Annotated in this window: 15 protein-coding genes; 8 read left to right on the forward strand and 7 right to left on the reverse strand. The window is 65.1% G+C overall.

Annotated features, from left to right (window positions below; genetic code table 11):
• Both KM295_RS08065 and KM295_RS08070 read right to left on the reverse strand, forming a co-directional pair.
• Positions 1 to 266: citrate/2-methylcitrate synthase (locus tag KM295_RS08065; protein WP_272494352.1), on the reverse strand; the 266-nt coding region annotated here is incomplete at its 3' end.
• A gap of 91 nt (positions 267 to 357) precedes the next feature.
• Entirely contained in the window at positions 358 to 1,560 is a 1,203-nt protein-coding gene (locus KM295_RS08070) for a CaiB/BaiF CoA transferase family protein (RefSeq protein ID WP_256029440.1), read from the reverse strand.
• A gap of 126 nt (positions 1,561 to 1,686) precedes the next feature.
• Here KM295_RS08070 and KM295_RS08075 point away from each other — a divergent pair, with 126 nt between their 5' ends.
• Positions 1,687 to 2,667 (forward strand): isocitrate/isopropylmalate dehydrogenase family protein, encoded by a 981-nt coding sequence (locus KM295_RS08075; protein WP_256029441.1) that lies wholly within the window; start codon positions 1,687 to 1,689, stop codon positions 2,665 to 2,667.
• Positions 2,668 to 2,692: 25 nt separating this feature from the next.
• Here the strand turns inward: KM295_RS08075 and KM295_RS08080 are convergent, their stop codons facing one another.
• Positions 2,693 to 4,615 (reverse strand): ABC transporter ATP-binding protein, encoded by a 1,923-nt coding sequence (locus tag KM295_RS08080; RefSeq protein WP_256029442.1) that lies wholly within the window; start codon positions 4,613 to 4,615, stop codon positions 2,693 to 2,695.
• A gap of 239 nt (positions 4,616 to 4,854) precedes the next feature.
• Here KM295_RS08080 and KM295_RS08085 point away from each other — a divergent pair, with 239 nt between their 5' ends.
• From KM295_RS08085 to KM295_RS08100, 4 genes are all read left to right on the forward strand, one after another.
• Complete coding sequence (locus tag KM295_RS08085; RefSeq protein ID WP_256029443.1) at positions 4,855 to 5,121, forward strand: DUF8015 family protein; 267 nt, start codon at positions 4,855 to 4,857, stop codon at positions 5,119 to 5,121.
• 37 nt (positions 5,122 to 5,158) lie between these two features.
• Positions 5,159 to 5,365, forward strand: coding sequence for a DUF7561 family protein (locus KM295_RS08090; protein WP_256029444.1), 207 nt, complete (start codon positions 5,159 to 5,161; stop codon positions 5,363 to 5,365).
• Between the two features lie 128 nt (positions 5,366 to 5,493).
• Positions 5,494 to 8,295: an alanine--tRNA ligase gene (gene alaS, locus KM295_RS08095; RefSeq protein WP_256029445.1), complete on the forward strand. Its 2,802-nt coding sequence runs from the start codon at positions 5,494 to 5,496 to the stop codon at positions 8,293 to 8,295.
• Between the two features lie 56 nt (positions 8,296 to 8,351).
• Positions 8,352 to 8,705, forward strand: a complete 354-nt coding sequence (locus tag KM295_RS08100) for a hypothetical protein (protein WP_256029446.1) — start codon at positions 8,352 to 8,354, stop codon at positions 8,703 to 8,705.
• A gap of 10 nt (positions 8,706 to 8,715) precedes the next feature.
• On the opposite strand, the gene KM295_RS08105 is transcribed toward KM295_RS08100, so the two are convergent.
• Complete coding sequence (locus KM295_RS08105) at positions 8,716 to 9,003, reverse strand: DUF5789 family protein (RefSeq protein WP_256029447.1); 288 nt, start codon at positions 9,001 to 9,003, stop codon at positions 8,716 to 8,718.
• Positions 9,004 to 9,143: 140 nt separating this feature from the next.
• Here KM295_RS08105 and KM295_RS08110 point away from each other — a divergent pair, with 140 nt between their 5' ends.
• The 3 genes from KM295_RS08110 to KM295_RS08120 all read left to right on the forward strand — a co-directional run bounded on the left by KM295_RS08110 (position 9,144) and on the right by KM295_RS08120 (position 11,000).
• Positions 9,144 to 9,914, forward strand: a complete 771-nt coding sequence (locus tag KM295_RS08110) for a PHP domain-containing protein (protein WP_256029448.1) — start codon at positions 9,144 to 9,146, stop codon at positions 9,912 to 9,914.
• A 120-nt stretch (positions 9,915 to 10,034) separates the two neighbouring features.
• Complete coding sequence (locus KM295_RS08115) at positions 10,035 to 10,196, forward strand: DUF6757 family protein (protein WP_256029449.1); 162 nt, start codon at positions 10,035 to 10,037, stop codon at positions 10,194 to 10,196.
• Positions 10,197 to 10,259: 63 nt separating this feature from the next.
• Positions 10,260 to 11,000 carry a beta-ketoacyl-ACP reductase gene (locus KM295_RS08120; protein WP_256029450.1) on the forward strand — a complete coding sequence of 247 codons (741 nt, stop codon included), beginning with the start codon at positions 10,260 to 10,262 and terminating at the stop codon, positions 10,998 to 11,000.
• A 16-nt stretch (positions 11,001 to 11,016) separates the two neighbouring features.
• On the opposite strand, the gene KM295_RS08125 is transcribed toward KM295_RS08120, so the two are convergent.
• The 3 genes from KM295_RS08125 to KM295_RS08135 all read right to left on the reverse strand — a co-directional run bounded on the left by KM295_RS08125 (position 11,017) and on the right by KM295_RS08135 (position 14,320).
• Entirely contained in the window at positions 11,017 to 11,484 is a 468-nt protein-coding gene (locus KM295_RS08125; RefSeq protein ID WP_256029451.1) for a TIGR00725 family protein, read from the reverse strand.
• Positions 11,485 to 11,523: 39 nt separating this feature from the next.
• Positions 11,524 to 12,708 carry an aspartate kinase gene (locus KM295_RS08130; protein ID WP_256029452.1) on the reverse strand — a complete coding sequence of 395 codons (1,185 nt, stop codon included), beginning with the start codon at positions 12,706 to 12,708 and terminating at the stop codon, positions 11,524 to 11,526.
• A gap of 406 nt (positions 12,709 to 13,114) precedes the next feature.
• Entirely contained in the window at positions 13,115 to 14,320 is a 1,206-nt protein-coding gene (locus KM295_RS08135; protein WP_256029453.1) for an IS4 family transposase, read from the reverse strand.
• Positions 14,321 to 14,352: the final 32 nt, after the last annotated feature.

Consider the following 14,352-nt stretch of genomic DNA (forward strand, 5'->3'; position numbering starts at 1 on the left):
GCAGCTAGATCCTCGATCAGTCGGTGTGTCGAGGCCTCGAGGGCGCGCGCTTCGGCCATCGCTCGTTTGAACGTGGTAAGCTCTTTTTTCTCCGGGAGGTGGCCGTGCCACAACAGGTGTAACACCTCCTCGTAGCTGGAGCTCTGTGCGAGATCTTCGATCGAGTACCCCCGATAGACCAACTCGCCGGCCTCGCCGTCGATCGAACTCAACGACGACTCCGCCACCAACACGCCCTCCAGTCCCTTTTTGAGAGCCTCTGTCATAGTACGGCTATTCGACCTGTTATCAAAAGGATTGTTGTTCCGAGATTTTCGGTGTTTCCGACTGCCAGACGCGACGGGCGGATAGCGGGCCTTACTCGCCGCCGAAGGCGCCTTCCTCTTCGAGGTGTTCGATCTCGTCGTCGCTGTATCCGGCCTCCTCGAAGACGTTCCGGTTGTGCTCGCCGAGCCGGGGGGCGGGGGCCTCGAAGCCGCTGTCGGCGTTCTCGAAGTTGAGCGGGTGCTCGATGACCGGGACCTCCCCGTGGTCGGGGTGCTCGAGCGTCCTCGTCATCCCCCGGGCTTCGGCCTGTTCGTTGTACAGCGCGTCCTCGACGTCGAACACCGGGCTGGCGGGGACGCCCGCCTCATCGACGATCCGCGTCATCCACTCGTCGGTGGTCCGCTCGCGCAGTTCGTCGCTGATGATCGCCTCGAGTTCGTCCATGTTGTCGACCCGATCGGAGTTCGTCGCGAAGCGGTCGTCGTCCTCCAGATCCGGGCGATCGATCGCCACACAGAGCGCGCTCCAGAGCTTCTGGTTCAGCGCCGCGACGTTGATGTAGCCGTCGGCGGTCGGGAACGTCTGATAGGGGGCGAGGACGGGGTCCTTCGTCCCCATCCGGGAGGGCGACTCGCCGGCGAACACCTTCCCGGCCTGTTTGGTGAGCCAGGGGAGCGCCGAATCGAGCATCCCCAGGTCGATGTACTCGCCCTCGCCGGTCTTCTGTCGGCGATACAGCGCCCCCGAGATACCGAAGGCGGCCCACATCGCGGTGATGAGGTCCGTCATCGGGAGCCCGACTTTCACCGGGTCGCCGTCCTCCTCGCCGGTGATGCTCATGATCCCGCTTGCGCCCTGAATCATGAGATCGTAGCCGGGGCGTTGGCTCCACGGCCCCGTCTGGCCGAACGCCGAGATCGCACAGTAGACGATCTCGTCGTTGTGCGAGCGGATCGTCTCGTCGTCGACGCCGATGCGTTCGGCGGTCCCCGGCCGGAAGTTCTGGAGGAAGACGTCGGCCTTCTCGACGAGGTCGTACAGCGCTTCCAGCCCCGCCTCCGTCTTGAGATCCAACTCGACGCTCCGTTTGCCGTAGTTGACCGTCCAGAAGTACGGCGACTCGCCGTCGATGAAGGGCGGCCCGGAGTGGCGGTTGTCGTCGCCGACTCCCGGCCGCTCGATCTTCACGACCTCGGCGCCCTGGTTCGCCAACATCAGCGAGCAGAACCCGCCCGTGACGAACGTCGTCAGATCGAGCACTTTCACGCCCTCGAAGATCTTCTCGTCGTTCATGCTGTAGGTGGAATCGATCCGCGTATATTAAATATATTCCCTCTCAGAACCGCTCGATCGGGTGTTTTCGGGGCGCGAGACGACGAAACCGAACTACTTTCATCGGCACGTGGCGATGGCGTCGGTATGAATCAGGAAATCGTCGTCGTTCCCGGTGACGGGATCGGGCGGGAAGTCACGCCGGCGGCGGTCGAGGTCCTCCGATCGCTCGATGTCGAGTTGGAGTTCCTCGAGGCGGAGGCCGGCGATGCCGTGAAGGAATCGACCGGTACGGCGCTGCCCGAGGAGACCTACGACCTGGCGGCGTCGGCTGACGCGACGCTTTTCGGCGCGACCGGCGAGACAGCCGCCGACGTCATCCTCCCGCTGCGGGAAGCCGTCGGGTCGTTCGTCAATATCCGCCCGGCGAAGGCGTATCCGGGCGTCGACGCGTTACAGCCGGAGACGGATCTGGTCTTCCTCCGGGAGAACACCGAGGGCGTCTACGGCGGGAACGAACACCGGCTGACCGAGGACGTCTCGACGCTGACCCGCGTCGTCACCGGGACGGCCTCCCGGCGACTCGCGGAGTTCGCCTGCGAGTACGTCGCCGACGGGGGATACGACGGCTTTACGATCGCCCACAAGGACAACGTCATGCGCGAGACCGACGGGCGCTTCCGGAAGGCGGTCGAAGGCGTCGCCGCCGACCACGCTGTCGAGGCCGACGACGTGTTGATCGACGCCTTCGCGACCCGTGTCTGTCTCGACCCGACACAGTTCGGCGTCGTCGTCTGTCCGAACCTCGCCGGCGACGTCCTCTCGGATCTGGCCGCCGGACTCGTCGGCGGGCTCGGGTTGCTCCCGAGCGCGAACGTCGGCCCCAACAACGCGCTGTTCGAACCCGTCCACGGGACGGCCCCCGATATCGCCGGCGAAGGGGTCGCGAACCCCTCGGCGGCGATCCTCTCGGCCGCGATGTTGCTCGAATATCTCGAGTACGATGTGGCGGCCGACCGCGTCCGGACGGCCGTCGAGACGACCCTCGAAGAGGGCCCCCGGACGGCGGATCTGGGCGGGAACGCCTCGACGGACGAGGTGACTCAGGCTATCGTCGATCGACTCTGAGGCGTTCGTCCGCGATCGATCGCGTTCAGTCGTCCCCGGTCTCCGTTTGCGCTCGCCGTTTCGCCGCCCGCCGGATGAACTCCTCGGGGAGTCCCTCGATCTCGCCCGCCTGCACGCCCCACAGGTGCGCATAGAGGCCGCCAGCCTCGAGCAGTTCCCCGTGGGAGCCGCGTTCGGCGATCCGACCGTCCTCGAGGACGACGATCCGGTCGGCGTCTTTGATCGTCGAGAGCCGGTGGGCGATCGCGAAGGTGGTCCGATCCGCCGTGAGCCGATCCAAGGAGCGCTGGATCAGCATCTCCGTCTCGGTGTCGACGTCGGAGGTCGCCTCGTCGAGGACGAGGATCGCCGGATCCTTCAGCACGGCGCGGGCGATCGAGACCCGCTGTCGCTGGCCGCCGGAGAGTTTGACGCCGCGTTCGCCGACCATCGTCTCGTAGCCGTCCGGGAGGTTGGTGATGAACTCGTGGGCTTCGGCGGCCTTGGCGGCCTCGATCACCGCCTCCTCGTCGGCGTCGAAGGTGCCGTAGGTGATGTTCTCCCTGACGGTCCCGTGAAACAGGAACGTCTCCTGGCCGACGTACGCGATGGATTGCCGGAGCGAACGCAAGGTCACGTTCCGGATGTCCTGGCCGTCGATCCGGATCGATCCGCTATCGACGTCGTAGAGCCGCAACAGAAGCTTCAGAACGGTCGATTTCCCGGCCCCCGTGGGACCGACTAACGCGAGCGTCTCGCCGCCCGGGACGGCGAAATCGATCCCCTCGACGACGGGCGCTTCGCCCTCGTAGGCGAACGTGACATCGTCGTACTCGACGGCGCCTTCCTCCACGGCGAGCGGTTCGGCGTCGGGGTCGACGGCCAGCCGGTCGGGTTCGTCCATCAGCCCGAAGATCCGCTCGGCGGAGGCGTGGGCTCGCTGGTACATGTTGACGATTTGACCGAACTGGGCCATGGGCCAGATGAACCGCTGGGTAAAGAGGATGAAGACGACGAAGGTACCGACGGTCAGCTCCCCCGAAAGCGGCCCCGGGGCGGCCCCGGTGAAGACCCACAGCCCCCCGACGAGGAACGTGACGACGAAGCCGATCCCCGAAAGCAACCGGAGGCCGGGGAAGAACTTGATCCGCGTCCCGATCGCGCTCCAGTTGGCGTCGAGATACTCCGTCGAGACCTCCTCGACCCGGTCGGACTCGTAACCCTCGGTATTGGAGGATTTGATCACCTCGATGCCGCCGAGGTTGTTCTCGAGCCGGGAGTTGACCGTCCCGACCGCCGATCGGACGCGGGCGTACTTCGGCTGGATCACCCTGATGAAGACGTAGGTAAAGCCCGCGATGAGCGGTACCGGGAGCAGGGCGATGAGCGCGAGTTGCCAGTTGTAGTACAGCAACACGCCCCCGATCCCCACGACCATCACGCCGAGCCGGAACACGGAGTTCAGCCCCTCGTTGAGGAACTGCTCGAGTTGGTTGACGTCGTTCGAGAGCACCGACATCAGTTCGCCGGTCTGTTTGTCGGCGAAAAAGCCCATCTCGAGCCGCTGCATCGCGTCGTAGGTGTCGGTCCGGACGCTGTGTTGGATGTTCTGGGCGAAGGCGTTGAACCCCCAGTTGCGGAGCCAGTGAAACGCCGCCGCCAGCACGAACGCCCCGGCGATGAGGCCGATCACGAGCCAGAACTGCGCCGTCTCGTCGGCCGGAATCCACGCCTCGGGGACGAGCCAGAGCGAAAACACCTGTTCGCCGAAGATCGCGTCGATCGCCACACCCAGCATGATCGGCGGCACGAGATCGAGCAGGCGAGCCGCGATGCTCGCGACGATCCCGACGACCATCGAGCCGAGGTTCGGCCGGCCGTACACTGAAAAGAGCCGAGCCATCGGGTCCTCGACGTCGTCGCGTTGCTCTTCGAAGGGGTCCTCCTCGTCCCAGGCGATGTCCGCCATCATCGGTAGTCGCCGTTCGGCGGGTATAACGCTTGGCCAACCGGTTATCGGCCGACGATCGGACGCGGAGCCGGCTGTCGACGTCGGGAGAGTGTATTTATATAAACGTCACAGCCAACTATTTCGATCACGTTCTCAAGAAGTTTGTATAGCCGTGATGTTGGTTCGTAATTAATTCTAGATAACCACTATATAACTTATCAGCGGAAATTTTATTATCGACACATTCGTTAACACGGATGGAGGTAGAACAGATGTCCGAACGACAGCCCGAACGTGATATCCCCGGCACCGCCCACCCGAGGGTCCCGGACGATCCCCGTCCCGTCGATCCGTCGGAGCTCTCCAGGTACGATCTCCTCTTGGCGGCGATCCCGCTCGTCCTGCTGTGTGCCGTACTCGTCGGCCACCTCGTGACGGTTCCACTGTGGGCCTCGCTCTCGGTCGGCGCGCTCGCGTCCGTCCCGATGGTCGTCGACGGCGTGGCGCTGCACCCGCCCACGTGAGCGATCGGCTTTTGTCGCCCCCGTCCGTAGCCCGAGTGTGGCATCCGATCCCTGTGACGCCTGCGGCGAGGCGGTCCCGATCGGCGGCGGGATCGCCGGCATCTGGTCGTCCGATCCGGAGGGTACCGGCGGGCTGACCCTCGAGTTCGACGACGGCAGCGAGTACTTCCTCTGTTTTTCGTGTCTCGAGGACCTCCCCGAGGCTCCGACCGCCGCCGACGTCGCCGACCTCGACGGCCGGTGACCGCGGGCCGAATCGCGAAACAAACCCGAACGATCCCCGGAGACGGTCTCTAAACGTGTCTCTGTCGATTTCTCGGCTCGCTGGACACTCGAAAACCCTTTAGCCGAGCACGGGCCAAACGGAGCGTAATGAGCGACCTCGAAGAGGAATACCAACTCGAGTACTTCCACGAGGAGGGCTTCGAACGCAAGGAGTGTCCCTCCTGTGGGGCACACTTCTGGACGCGGGACCCCGACCGGGAGCTATGCGGGGAACCGCCGTGTGCGGACTACGAGTTCATCGACAATCCGGGCTTCGAGGCGGAATTCAGCCTCGAGGAGATGCGGGAGGCGTTTCTCTCCTTTTTCGAGGAGCACGGCCACGAACGCATCGATCCGTACCCTGTCGCGGCGAACCGCTGGCGGGACGACGTGCTGTTGACGCAGGCCTCTATCTACGACTTCCAGCCGCTCGTCACGTCCGGGGAAACCCCGCCGCCGGCCAACCCCCTGACGGTATCTCAGCCCTGTATCCGGATGCAGGACATCGACAACGTCGGCAAGACCGGCCGCCACACGATGGCCTTCGAGATGATGGCCCACCACGCGTTCAACGCCCGGGAGGACATCGAGAACCCCGACCAGTACGCCTACGAGGGGGAGGTCTACTGGAAGAGCGAGACCGTCGCCTACTGTGACGAACTGCTCGATTCTCTCGGCGCCGATATCGAGGCGGTGACCTACATCGAGGACCCGTGGGTCGGCGGCGGCAACGCCGGCCCCGCGATCGAGGTGATCTACCGGGGGCTCGAACTCGCCACACTCGTTTTCATGTGCATGGAACAGGACCCCGACGGCGAGTACGAACTCAAGGACGGCAACACATACTCCTTCATGGACACCTACATCGTCGATACGGGCTACGGGCTCGAGCGGTGGACCTGGATGTCCCAGGGGACCGCGACGGTGTACGAGGCGATCTATCCGGAGATGATCTCCTTTTTGAAGGACAACGCGGGCCTCGAATACACCGACGAGGAGGCCGAACTCGTACACCGGGCGGCGCGGCTCTCCGGCCAGCTCGATATCGACGACGTCGACGACGTGGAGGCTGCCAGGGGCGATATCGCCGCCGCGCTCGAGGTCCCGACCGACCGGCTCCGGGAACTCGTCGAACCGCTCGAGACGATCTACGCCATCGCCGACCACTGCCGGACGCTGGCGTACATGCTCGGCGACGGGATCGTGCCCTCGAACGTCTCGACGGGGTATCTCGCCCGGATGGTCCTGCGGCGGACGAAACGGCTGGCCGACCGCGTCGGCGTCGACGCCCCCCTCGACGAGCTCGTCGACATGCAGGCCGAACGGCTCGAGTACCGGAACCGGGATACGATCCGCGATATCGTCCGCACCGAGGTCGAAAAGTACCGCGAGACGCTCGAACGCGGGGGCCGGCAGGTCGAACGCCTCGCCGACGAGTACGCCGACCGCGGCGAGCCGATCCCCCTAGAGGAGGTGCTTGAACTCTACGACAGCCGCGGGATCCAGCCCGACACCGTCGAGGAGATCGCCGCCGAACACGGTGTCAACGTCGAGATCCCCGACGACTTCTATGCGCGCGTCGCCGCCCGACACAGCGACGATGACGACGCCGGCGAGACGGCGGAGACAGCGCCCGACGAGGCGGCCGTCGCCGATCTGCCGGAGACCGAGAAGCTCTACTACGACGAACCCGAGCGCACCGACTTCGAGGCGGTCGTTCTCGACGTGATCGAACGCGACGACGGGGACGGCGAGACGGTCTACGACGTCGTCCTCGATCAGACGATGTTCTACCCGGAAGGGGGCGGCCAGCCCGCCGATACCGGCTCGATCTCCGGCGAGGACGTGACCGTGGAGGTCACGGACGTCCAGGAGGCCGACGGAACCGTGTTGCACCGAACGGACGGCGACCCGGGAAAAGGCGAGTTCGTCCGCGGGACGGTCGACGGGACGCGCCGCCGCCGGCTCATGCAACACCACACTGCGACCCACATCATCGGCCACGCCGCCCGGGAGGTCCTCGGGGAACACGTCCGGCAGGCCGGTGCCCAGAAAGGGACCGAGTCCTCGCGGCTCGACATCCGCCATTACGAGCGGATCTCCCGCGAGGAGGTCAAACGAATCGAACGTCTCGCCAACGGGATCGTCACCGACAACCTCACCGTCAAACAGGAGTGGCCCGACCGCCGCGAGGCCGAAGACGAGCACGGCTTCGATCTCTATCAGGGCGGGATCCCGCCGGGGGAGAAACTGCGGCTGATCCACGTCGGCGAGGACGTCCAGGCCTGCGCCGGTACCCACGTCCTCCGGACCGGCGACATCGGGACGATCAAGCTCCTCTCGAACGAGCGGATCCAGGACGGCGTCGAACGGCTCGTCTTCGCGGCGGGCGACGCCGCGATCGAGGCGACCCAGCGCACCGAGGACGCGCTGTACGACGCCGCGGGGACGCTCGATGTCTCCCCACAGGAGGTTCCCGGGACGGTCGAACGGTTCTTCGAGGAGTGGAAGGACCGGGGCAAACGGATCGAAGAGCTCAAAGAGCAACTCGCTTCGGTCCGCGCTCAGGGCGAGGGCGGCGGCGAGGAGATCGACCTCGCCGGAACGACCGCGGTGATCCAGCGCGTCGACGCCGACATGGACGAACTCCGGGCGACCGCGAACGCCCTGGTCGAGGAAGGTAACGCCGCGGTCCTCGGCAGCGGTCTCGACGGCGCGACGTTCGTCGTCGCGGTCCCCGACGGCGTCGAGATCAACGCCGGGGCGGTCGTGAGCGACCTCGCCGAGCGTGTCGGTGGGGGCGGGGGCGGCCCGCCGGACTTCGCACAGGGCGGCGGCCCCGACGCCGACGCGCTCGAGGACGCCCTCGAGGCGGCGCCGGACGTGTTGCGGCGGCTCTCGGAGGCGTGACGTTCCGGGGCCGGCGGCCACCAACGGTTTCCCACCTCGCGGCGTAGCGTGAGCGAATGGTCGTCCCTTTCATCGGCTCGCTGGTCGCGTTTCTCGTCGCATTGCTCGTCGGCGGCCTGGCGATTTACGTCAGCGCCAGCCTCGTTGCCGGCACGAAAGACTACGGTCACGCGGTCGTGACGGCGCTCGTCGGCGCGGTCGGCTGGGCGCTCTTTTCGTGGATCCCGCTCGTGGGAACGCTTCTGGCGCTCGTCGTCTGGGTCGGCGTCGTCAACTGGCGCTACCCCGGCGGGTGGAAAAACGCGGCACTCATCGGCGTCATCGCGTGGCTCGCGGCGCTCGTCATCCTCGCGGTCGTGAACTCGGTGTTCGGCCTCGGGATCGGCGCCCTCGGCGTTCCGGGCGTCTAATCGCTATCGATCAAAAGGAGACCGGATCCGGGCCGTTCTCGCCGATCGACGGCGCGTCCCGATCCGAGTAGTTCTGCCGTCCGATCGCACCCTTCGAGACGGCCGAATACGCCGCCAGGCGGGCGTCCTCGGCGTCGGTGAAGGTCGTCTCGCCGAGCCGGCCCAGGGCGTCGCCGAACGTCTCCTCGCCGTTCGGGAGATCGAGTTCGACGTCGCCGTGTTCGGCGATGAGTTCCGCGGCGGTCGCGGGGAAAGTGTGAGAGTCGATCCGGTCGTTTGCTGTTGCGAACGCTCGCATACACCGACGAAACCGCCTATCCTTCATGAATGTTTGGTATAAATACATCCCACAGAGGTAAAGACACCTAGTGTCATTATATTCCATGATAAATAGGCTGAAGCGCCGCGGCTTTGTCCTCCCGGCACGGAAGCCCCGCTATGGTCGTCGCCGATCTCCACGTTCACACGACGAACTCCGACGGCAGCCTGACCCGGGAGACGCTTCCGGAAGCCGCCGAGGCCGCGGGCGTTTCCGCCGTCGCCGTCACGGACCACGACCGGCTCCACCCGGAGCTTCCGACGCCCGTCGCGACGATCGACGGTGTGACCGTCGTGCACGGGATCGAACTCCGGGTCGAGGCGGGCGAGCACCGGATCGATCTCCTCGGTTACGGCGCCCGGCGGACGCCGGCCCTGGAGTCGCTGATCGACCGCCTCCAGACCGACCGGAAAGAGCGCGGACGGGAGATAATCGAGCGCGTCGAGGACCGGCTCGGGGTCGAAACCCCCGTCGAGCCGCGGGCAGGGCTCGGCCGTCCCCACATCGCCGAGGCGATCGCGGCGGTCTCGGAGTACAGCTACGCCGGGGCCTTCGAGGAGCTGATCGGCGCCGGCGGCCCCTGTTATGTCCCCCGCGAGATTCCCTCCTTCGAGGACGGACTCGGCGTCCTCGAGGACGCCTGTGGGCTCGTCTCGCTGGCCCACCCCTACCGGTACGACGACCCGGCGGCGGCGCTTTCGCTCTGTTCGGATCTCGACGCCGTCGAACGCTTCTATCCGTACGATCGGGAGATAGACCCCCGGCCGATCGAGCGGGCGATCGAACGCCACGACCTGCTCGTGACGGGCGGCAGCGACGCCCACGGGGAAACGCTCGGGGAGGCGGGCCTCGACAGACGCGCCTACCGGACGTTCCGGGCGGCGTTTTGAGTTTCGAGCGTCTCCCGGGCGACGGCGGCGGAACGTCTCCCCGGGCGGTGTCGGCTGCCTGTCGGACACTGGACTGACGCGAGCGCTGGGTTCAAACCCCTCCGTCACATAGTGACTTTCATGCAGTGTCACTACTGTGACGACGAGGCCGCTGTCGCAGTCGAGAAAGATCACATCAAGGTCGGCCTCTGTAAGCCGCATCTACGCGAACGGATGGCGGAGCTCTCCGATACCGAGTGGCTCGATGAGTTCCAATCGCAGATCGACGACGCCCTCGAGTGATCAGCCGGCGGTAGCCGAACTACGGTCAGCAACCCTTTTGCCGTTCCCATCGCCAGGATGTATATGCTCGAAGACCAGACCTGCCTCGTCACGGGAGCGTCCCGCGGTATCGGCCGCGCCATCGCGACCGAACTCGGGCGTTGCGGGGCGGACGTGGCCGTCAACTACCGGACCTCCGAAGCGGAGGCGGCGGCCGTCGTCGAGACGATCGAAGCGGAAGGCGGCGATGCGGTGACCGTACAGGCCGATATCGCGGACTACGAGCAGGTCGAGGCGATGACGGAGGCGGTCCACGACCGGTTCGGCGAACTGGACGTGTTGGTCAACAACGCGGGGATCACCGCCGACAAGAAGTTCGAGAACATGACCCGGGACGACTGGGACCGCGTCCTCGACGTCAACCTCGGGGGGACGTTCAACTGTACGCATTGTTTCTTCGAGGACATCAAGGCCGCCGAACACGGCCGGCTGATCAACATCTCCAGCGTCGTCGGCCAGCAGGGCAACTACGGGCAGGCCAACTACGCGACGACGAAATCCGGGCTCTTCGGGTTCACCCGGACGCTCGCCCTGGAGTTGGCCTCGGAGGGTTCGACGGCCAACTGCATCGCGCCCGGCTTTGTCGACACCGGGATGCTCGAGATCGTCCCCGGCCGGGTCAAAGAGAAGATCCTCCGGCGGATCCCGCTGGATCGGTTCGCGACACCCGAGGACGTCGCCGGCCTCGTTCGCTTCGTCGCGAGCCGGGACTCGAGTTACATGACCGGCCAGGTACTCGGCGTCAACGGCGGTATGGAGTGGTAGCCGCCTTCCAGGTCGCCTATCTCGCCCCCGGCTCCCCCGGAACCGCCCGCTCGACGTACTCGACCGCCGCGGTCGGCGTTTCGACCGCCTCGAACCCCGCCGTTTCGATCCCGTGGGTTCGGAGGCCGGCGACCGGCCGGCCGAAATCGAGCGCGTGACCGATCTCCGAGAGCGTCCCCGTCGCTCCGTCGATCGCGATGACGCCGTCGCCGTTGAGCGCGACGAGCGGGTTTCTGGCGTTGCCCAGCCCCGTCGCTATCGGCGTGTCCACCCATCCGTTGGCCGCGCTTCGGTCCTCGCCTGGTAGGATGCCGACCGTCTCGGCCCCGGCTTGGCTCGCCCCCTCACAGACGGCCTCCATGACACCGCCCAATCCGCCACAGACGACGGTGTGGCCGCGCTCGCCGAGAAGCCGACCGACGGTGACTGCGGTGTCGTACGTCGGTGCGTCGACCGTTGAGCCGCCGATGACTGCGACGCGCATACGGGGTGATCCGACCGCCCGGATAGAAAGGTTCCGGCTCTACACCGCGTCCTGAATGAGTTCCAGCGCGTCCTCGCGGTCGTCCCACTCGAGAAACACCGCGATCGAGGTCGCGCTCGTGATCAGATCGAGTATCTCGACGTGTTCGTCCGCCAGCGGGACGACGACGTCCTCGAGGAGCGCCGACTGCCCCGAGGCCTCGCCGCCGGTGATACGGAGGACCGCCACGTCCGAATCGACCGTGACGCTTGAGACCTCGTTCAGGTCGATAACGGCCTGGTGGAGGACGTTCTCGGCGCGCTCGGCGACTGCGGCATCGACGTAAAACGAGATCGAGTCCATCCCGCTGGAGACGGCGTCGACGTTGATATCGGCATCCGCGAGGACGGCCGAGAGATCCGAGAGCACCCCCGGCGTGTTCCGGATCGCCCGCCCGGCGGCGGTCAGACAGGCCAAAGGTTCCTCGCGCATGTCGATGAGGTTCTCGAACTGCCCTTCGATCTTGGTGCCGCCGTCCAGCAGGTCGCCGTGCTGGTAGTGGGCGACCCGGACGACCATTTCGCCCGTCTTGTACGACAGCGCCGAGGGGGCGACGACCTCCGCGCCCCGAAACGAGAGGTTCCGGAGTTCGTCGACCGTAATCTCGCCGACGTTTCGGGCACCCTCGACGACTCGCGGATCGCCGGTCATGACGCCCTCGACGTCGGTGATGATGACGACTTCTTCCGCGTCCATGTAGTTGCCGAGCATGACCGCGGTCGTATCGGAGCCGCCGCGTCCCAGTGTCGTCACGTTGCCGGCGTGATCCTGCGCGAGAAAGCCGGTGAGGACCGGGACGTAGCCCTTGGCGGCCATGTCGGCGGCGAGCTGTTTCGCCCGGCGTTTGGTCTCCTCGACGTCGACCTGGCCGTGTTCGTCCGTGATGACCGGCCAGTCTTCGGTGCCCGGTTCGAGGAACTTCGCATCGATCCCGCGGGCCCCGAGGGCGGCTTTCAGCATCCGGACCGAGGTCCGCTCGCCCATCGAGACGATCTCGGCCTCGTCGGCCTCGTCGGCCTCGAAGGTGATCGCGTCCAGAAGGAAATCGGTCGTCGAGCCCATCGCGCTCGCGACGACGGCGACCTCGTGGCCCTCGTTGACCGCGTCGGCGATCGAATCGGCCGCCCGGTTGACCCGGTCGCCGTTGCCGAGGCTCGTCCCGCCGAACTTCGCGACTACGCGCATCGTCTCACCTGCGTTCCCGTGTGGTCGCTCATATCCCCCGGTTGCCGGTCATGGGAGATAACGGTGTTCATCTTTCGGCCCCTCGTCGGCGGTGCGATCGCTCGGATCCCGGGGTTCCGATGGGTCCCGGCTCTCGGGAAGCGTCGCGCCCTGACTGTTGTCGGAATATTGGCTGTCGGATCCCGCCTGCAGCTGTCGCGTTTCGAGTTGATAAAGACACCGCGCGGGCGTGAGCAACGAAATCAAGCTGAGTCAGCTGGCTGAAAGATACGCGGTGACGGGAAGTCAGCGGATTCGGTTCGAAAGTCCGGTTCGGCCAGGTTTCTGCCAGAATTTCGAGTGGTATCTGCTTCGCTGACCAGAGCCGCCGCTCACAGCGGCGGCGAACCACCCGCCGTGTGAGGAGTTACCCAACCGAGCCGAGCGTGTCGTTCCAGCGTTTCCGTACTTCTCGAATCGCTTGCGGCACGCCACCCCGCATCGGGTGGCGTTGCCGCAGCCACTGGATCAACAACAGTCCAACCAACGCAGAAAACAACTCGAACAGCACGCCGTTGAGCGTTGTCGAGTGGAAGTTCTCACCGTTCAAATACTGCTTCAGCTCCCGAAACAGGATCTCGATCACAGTTCGCAGCGTGTAGATGCTGATTACGTCGATGGGGTCGTACTCTGACGACGCCAGCGTCGTCAGGTACTCGAGTTGCTCTCCGTCCGGCGTTTCAAGCACTACTTTCCGGAACTGTTCTCCTGTGTCGGCGAGTTCGATACGGTCGTCCCGTACCTGCCGTGCTTCATCACCGTCGGTTACCTCAGCGGTCTGGATCTGTTCACAGACATCGTACCGAGCGTCCGATTCTAGCAGTGTGATGAAGTCATCGTTGATGGCTGTGAAGCCGCAAAAGCGCTCGTAGCGTGTGTAGCCACGGTCAAAGACCCAGATCGGCGAGTCGAGGTCTGGAAAGACCTCGACATCGCCGTAGAGATGCTCAAACTGCGGATTTTCGTGAGACTCACCTTCTGTCACGGTCGCACCCAGCGGATGCTTGTGTTCTCCGTCGACACGCGCGGCAAGATGGAGTTTGATGCCACCGTCGCCAGTGTCGATCTCGTAGGACTGCTCGTCGTCTCCGACGAAGTCGTCCGAGACGACGACCGACCGTGTGAGTTCGAGATTTGTCGCATCGGTCGCAACAACGCCTCGCATGAGTCGCTGGAGTCGTTTTCGTTCGACTGCTCGTTGATGAGCCAGCTGTGGGGTGTGGAGTAATTCGAACATGGTGCGAACGACCGCGCGGTAGTCGCGGTCGTTCGTGTACCGTGAGAACGTAGAGGCAGCCATCTTCTCCATTTCAGCGGCTGTATCGGTGGTTTCTTCGAGTTCGGCAAGCGAGTCTGAAGGATCGATCCCTTCACGCACGGCGACTTTGAGGTGGTTGTCGAAGTCGTGTTTCTTGCTGTGTTTGCCGATATCGAACTCGTCGGCGATGGACTCGCTGCCGACTGCGTCGAGCAGCGAGTACACTGCGGTCGCAGTTGATTGATCAGAATTGAAGTACGCTGCGTCCGTTTTTTCTGTTGGCGGCCTTTGCTGAGAGTTGGAATTCGCAGCCATCAGGTCGCCATTACCGGCTTCACGCCGGTTTT

Source organism: Natronomonas aquatica (assembly GCF_024449025.1).
GTDB classification, from domain to species: domain Archaea; phylum Halobacteriota; class Halobacteria; order Halobacteriales; family Haloarculaceae; genus Natronomonas; species Natronomonas aquatica.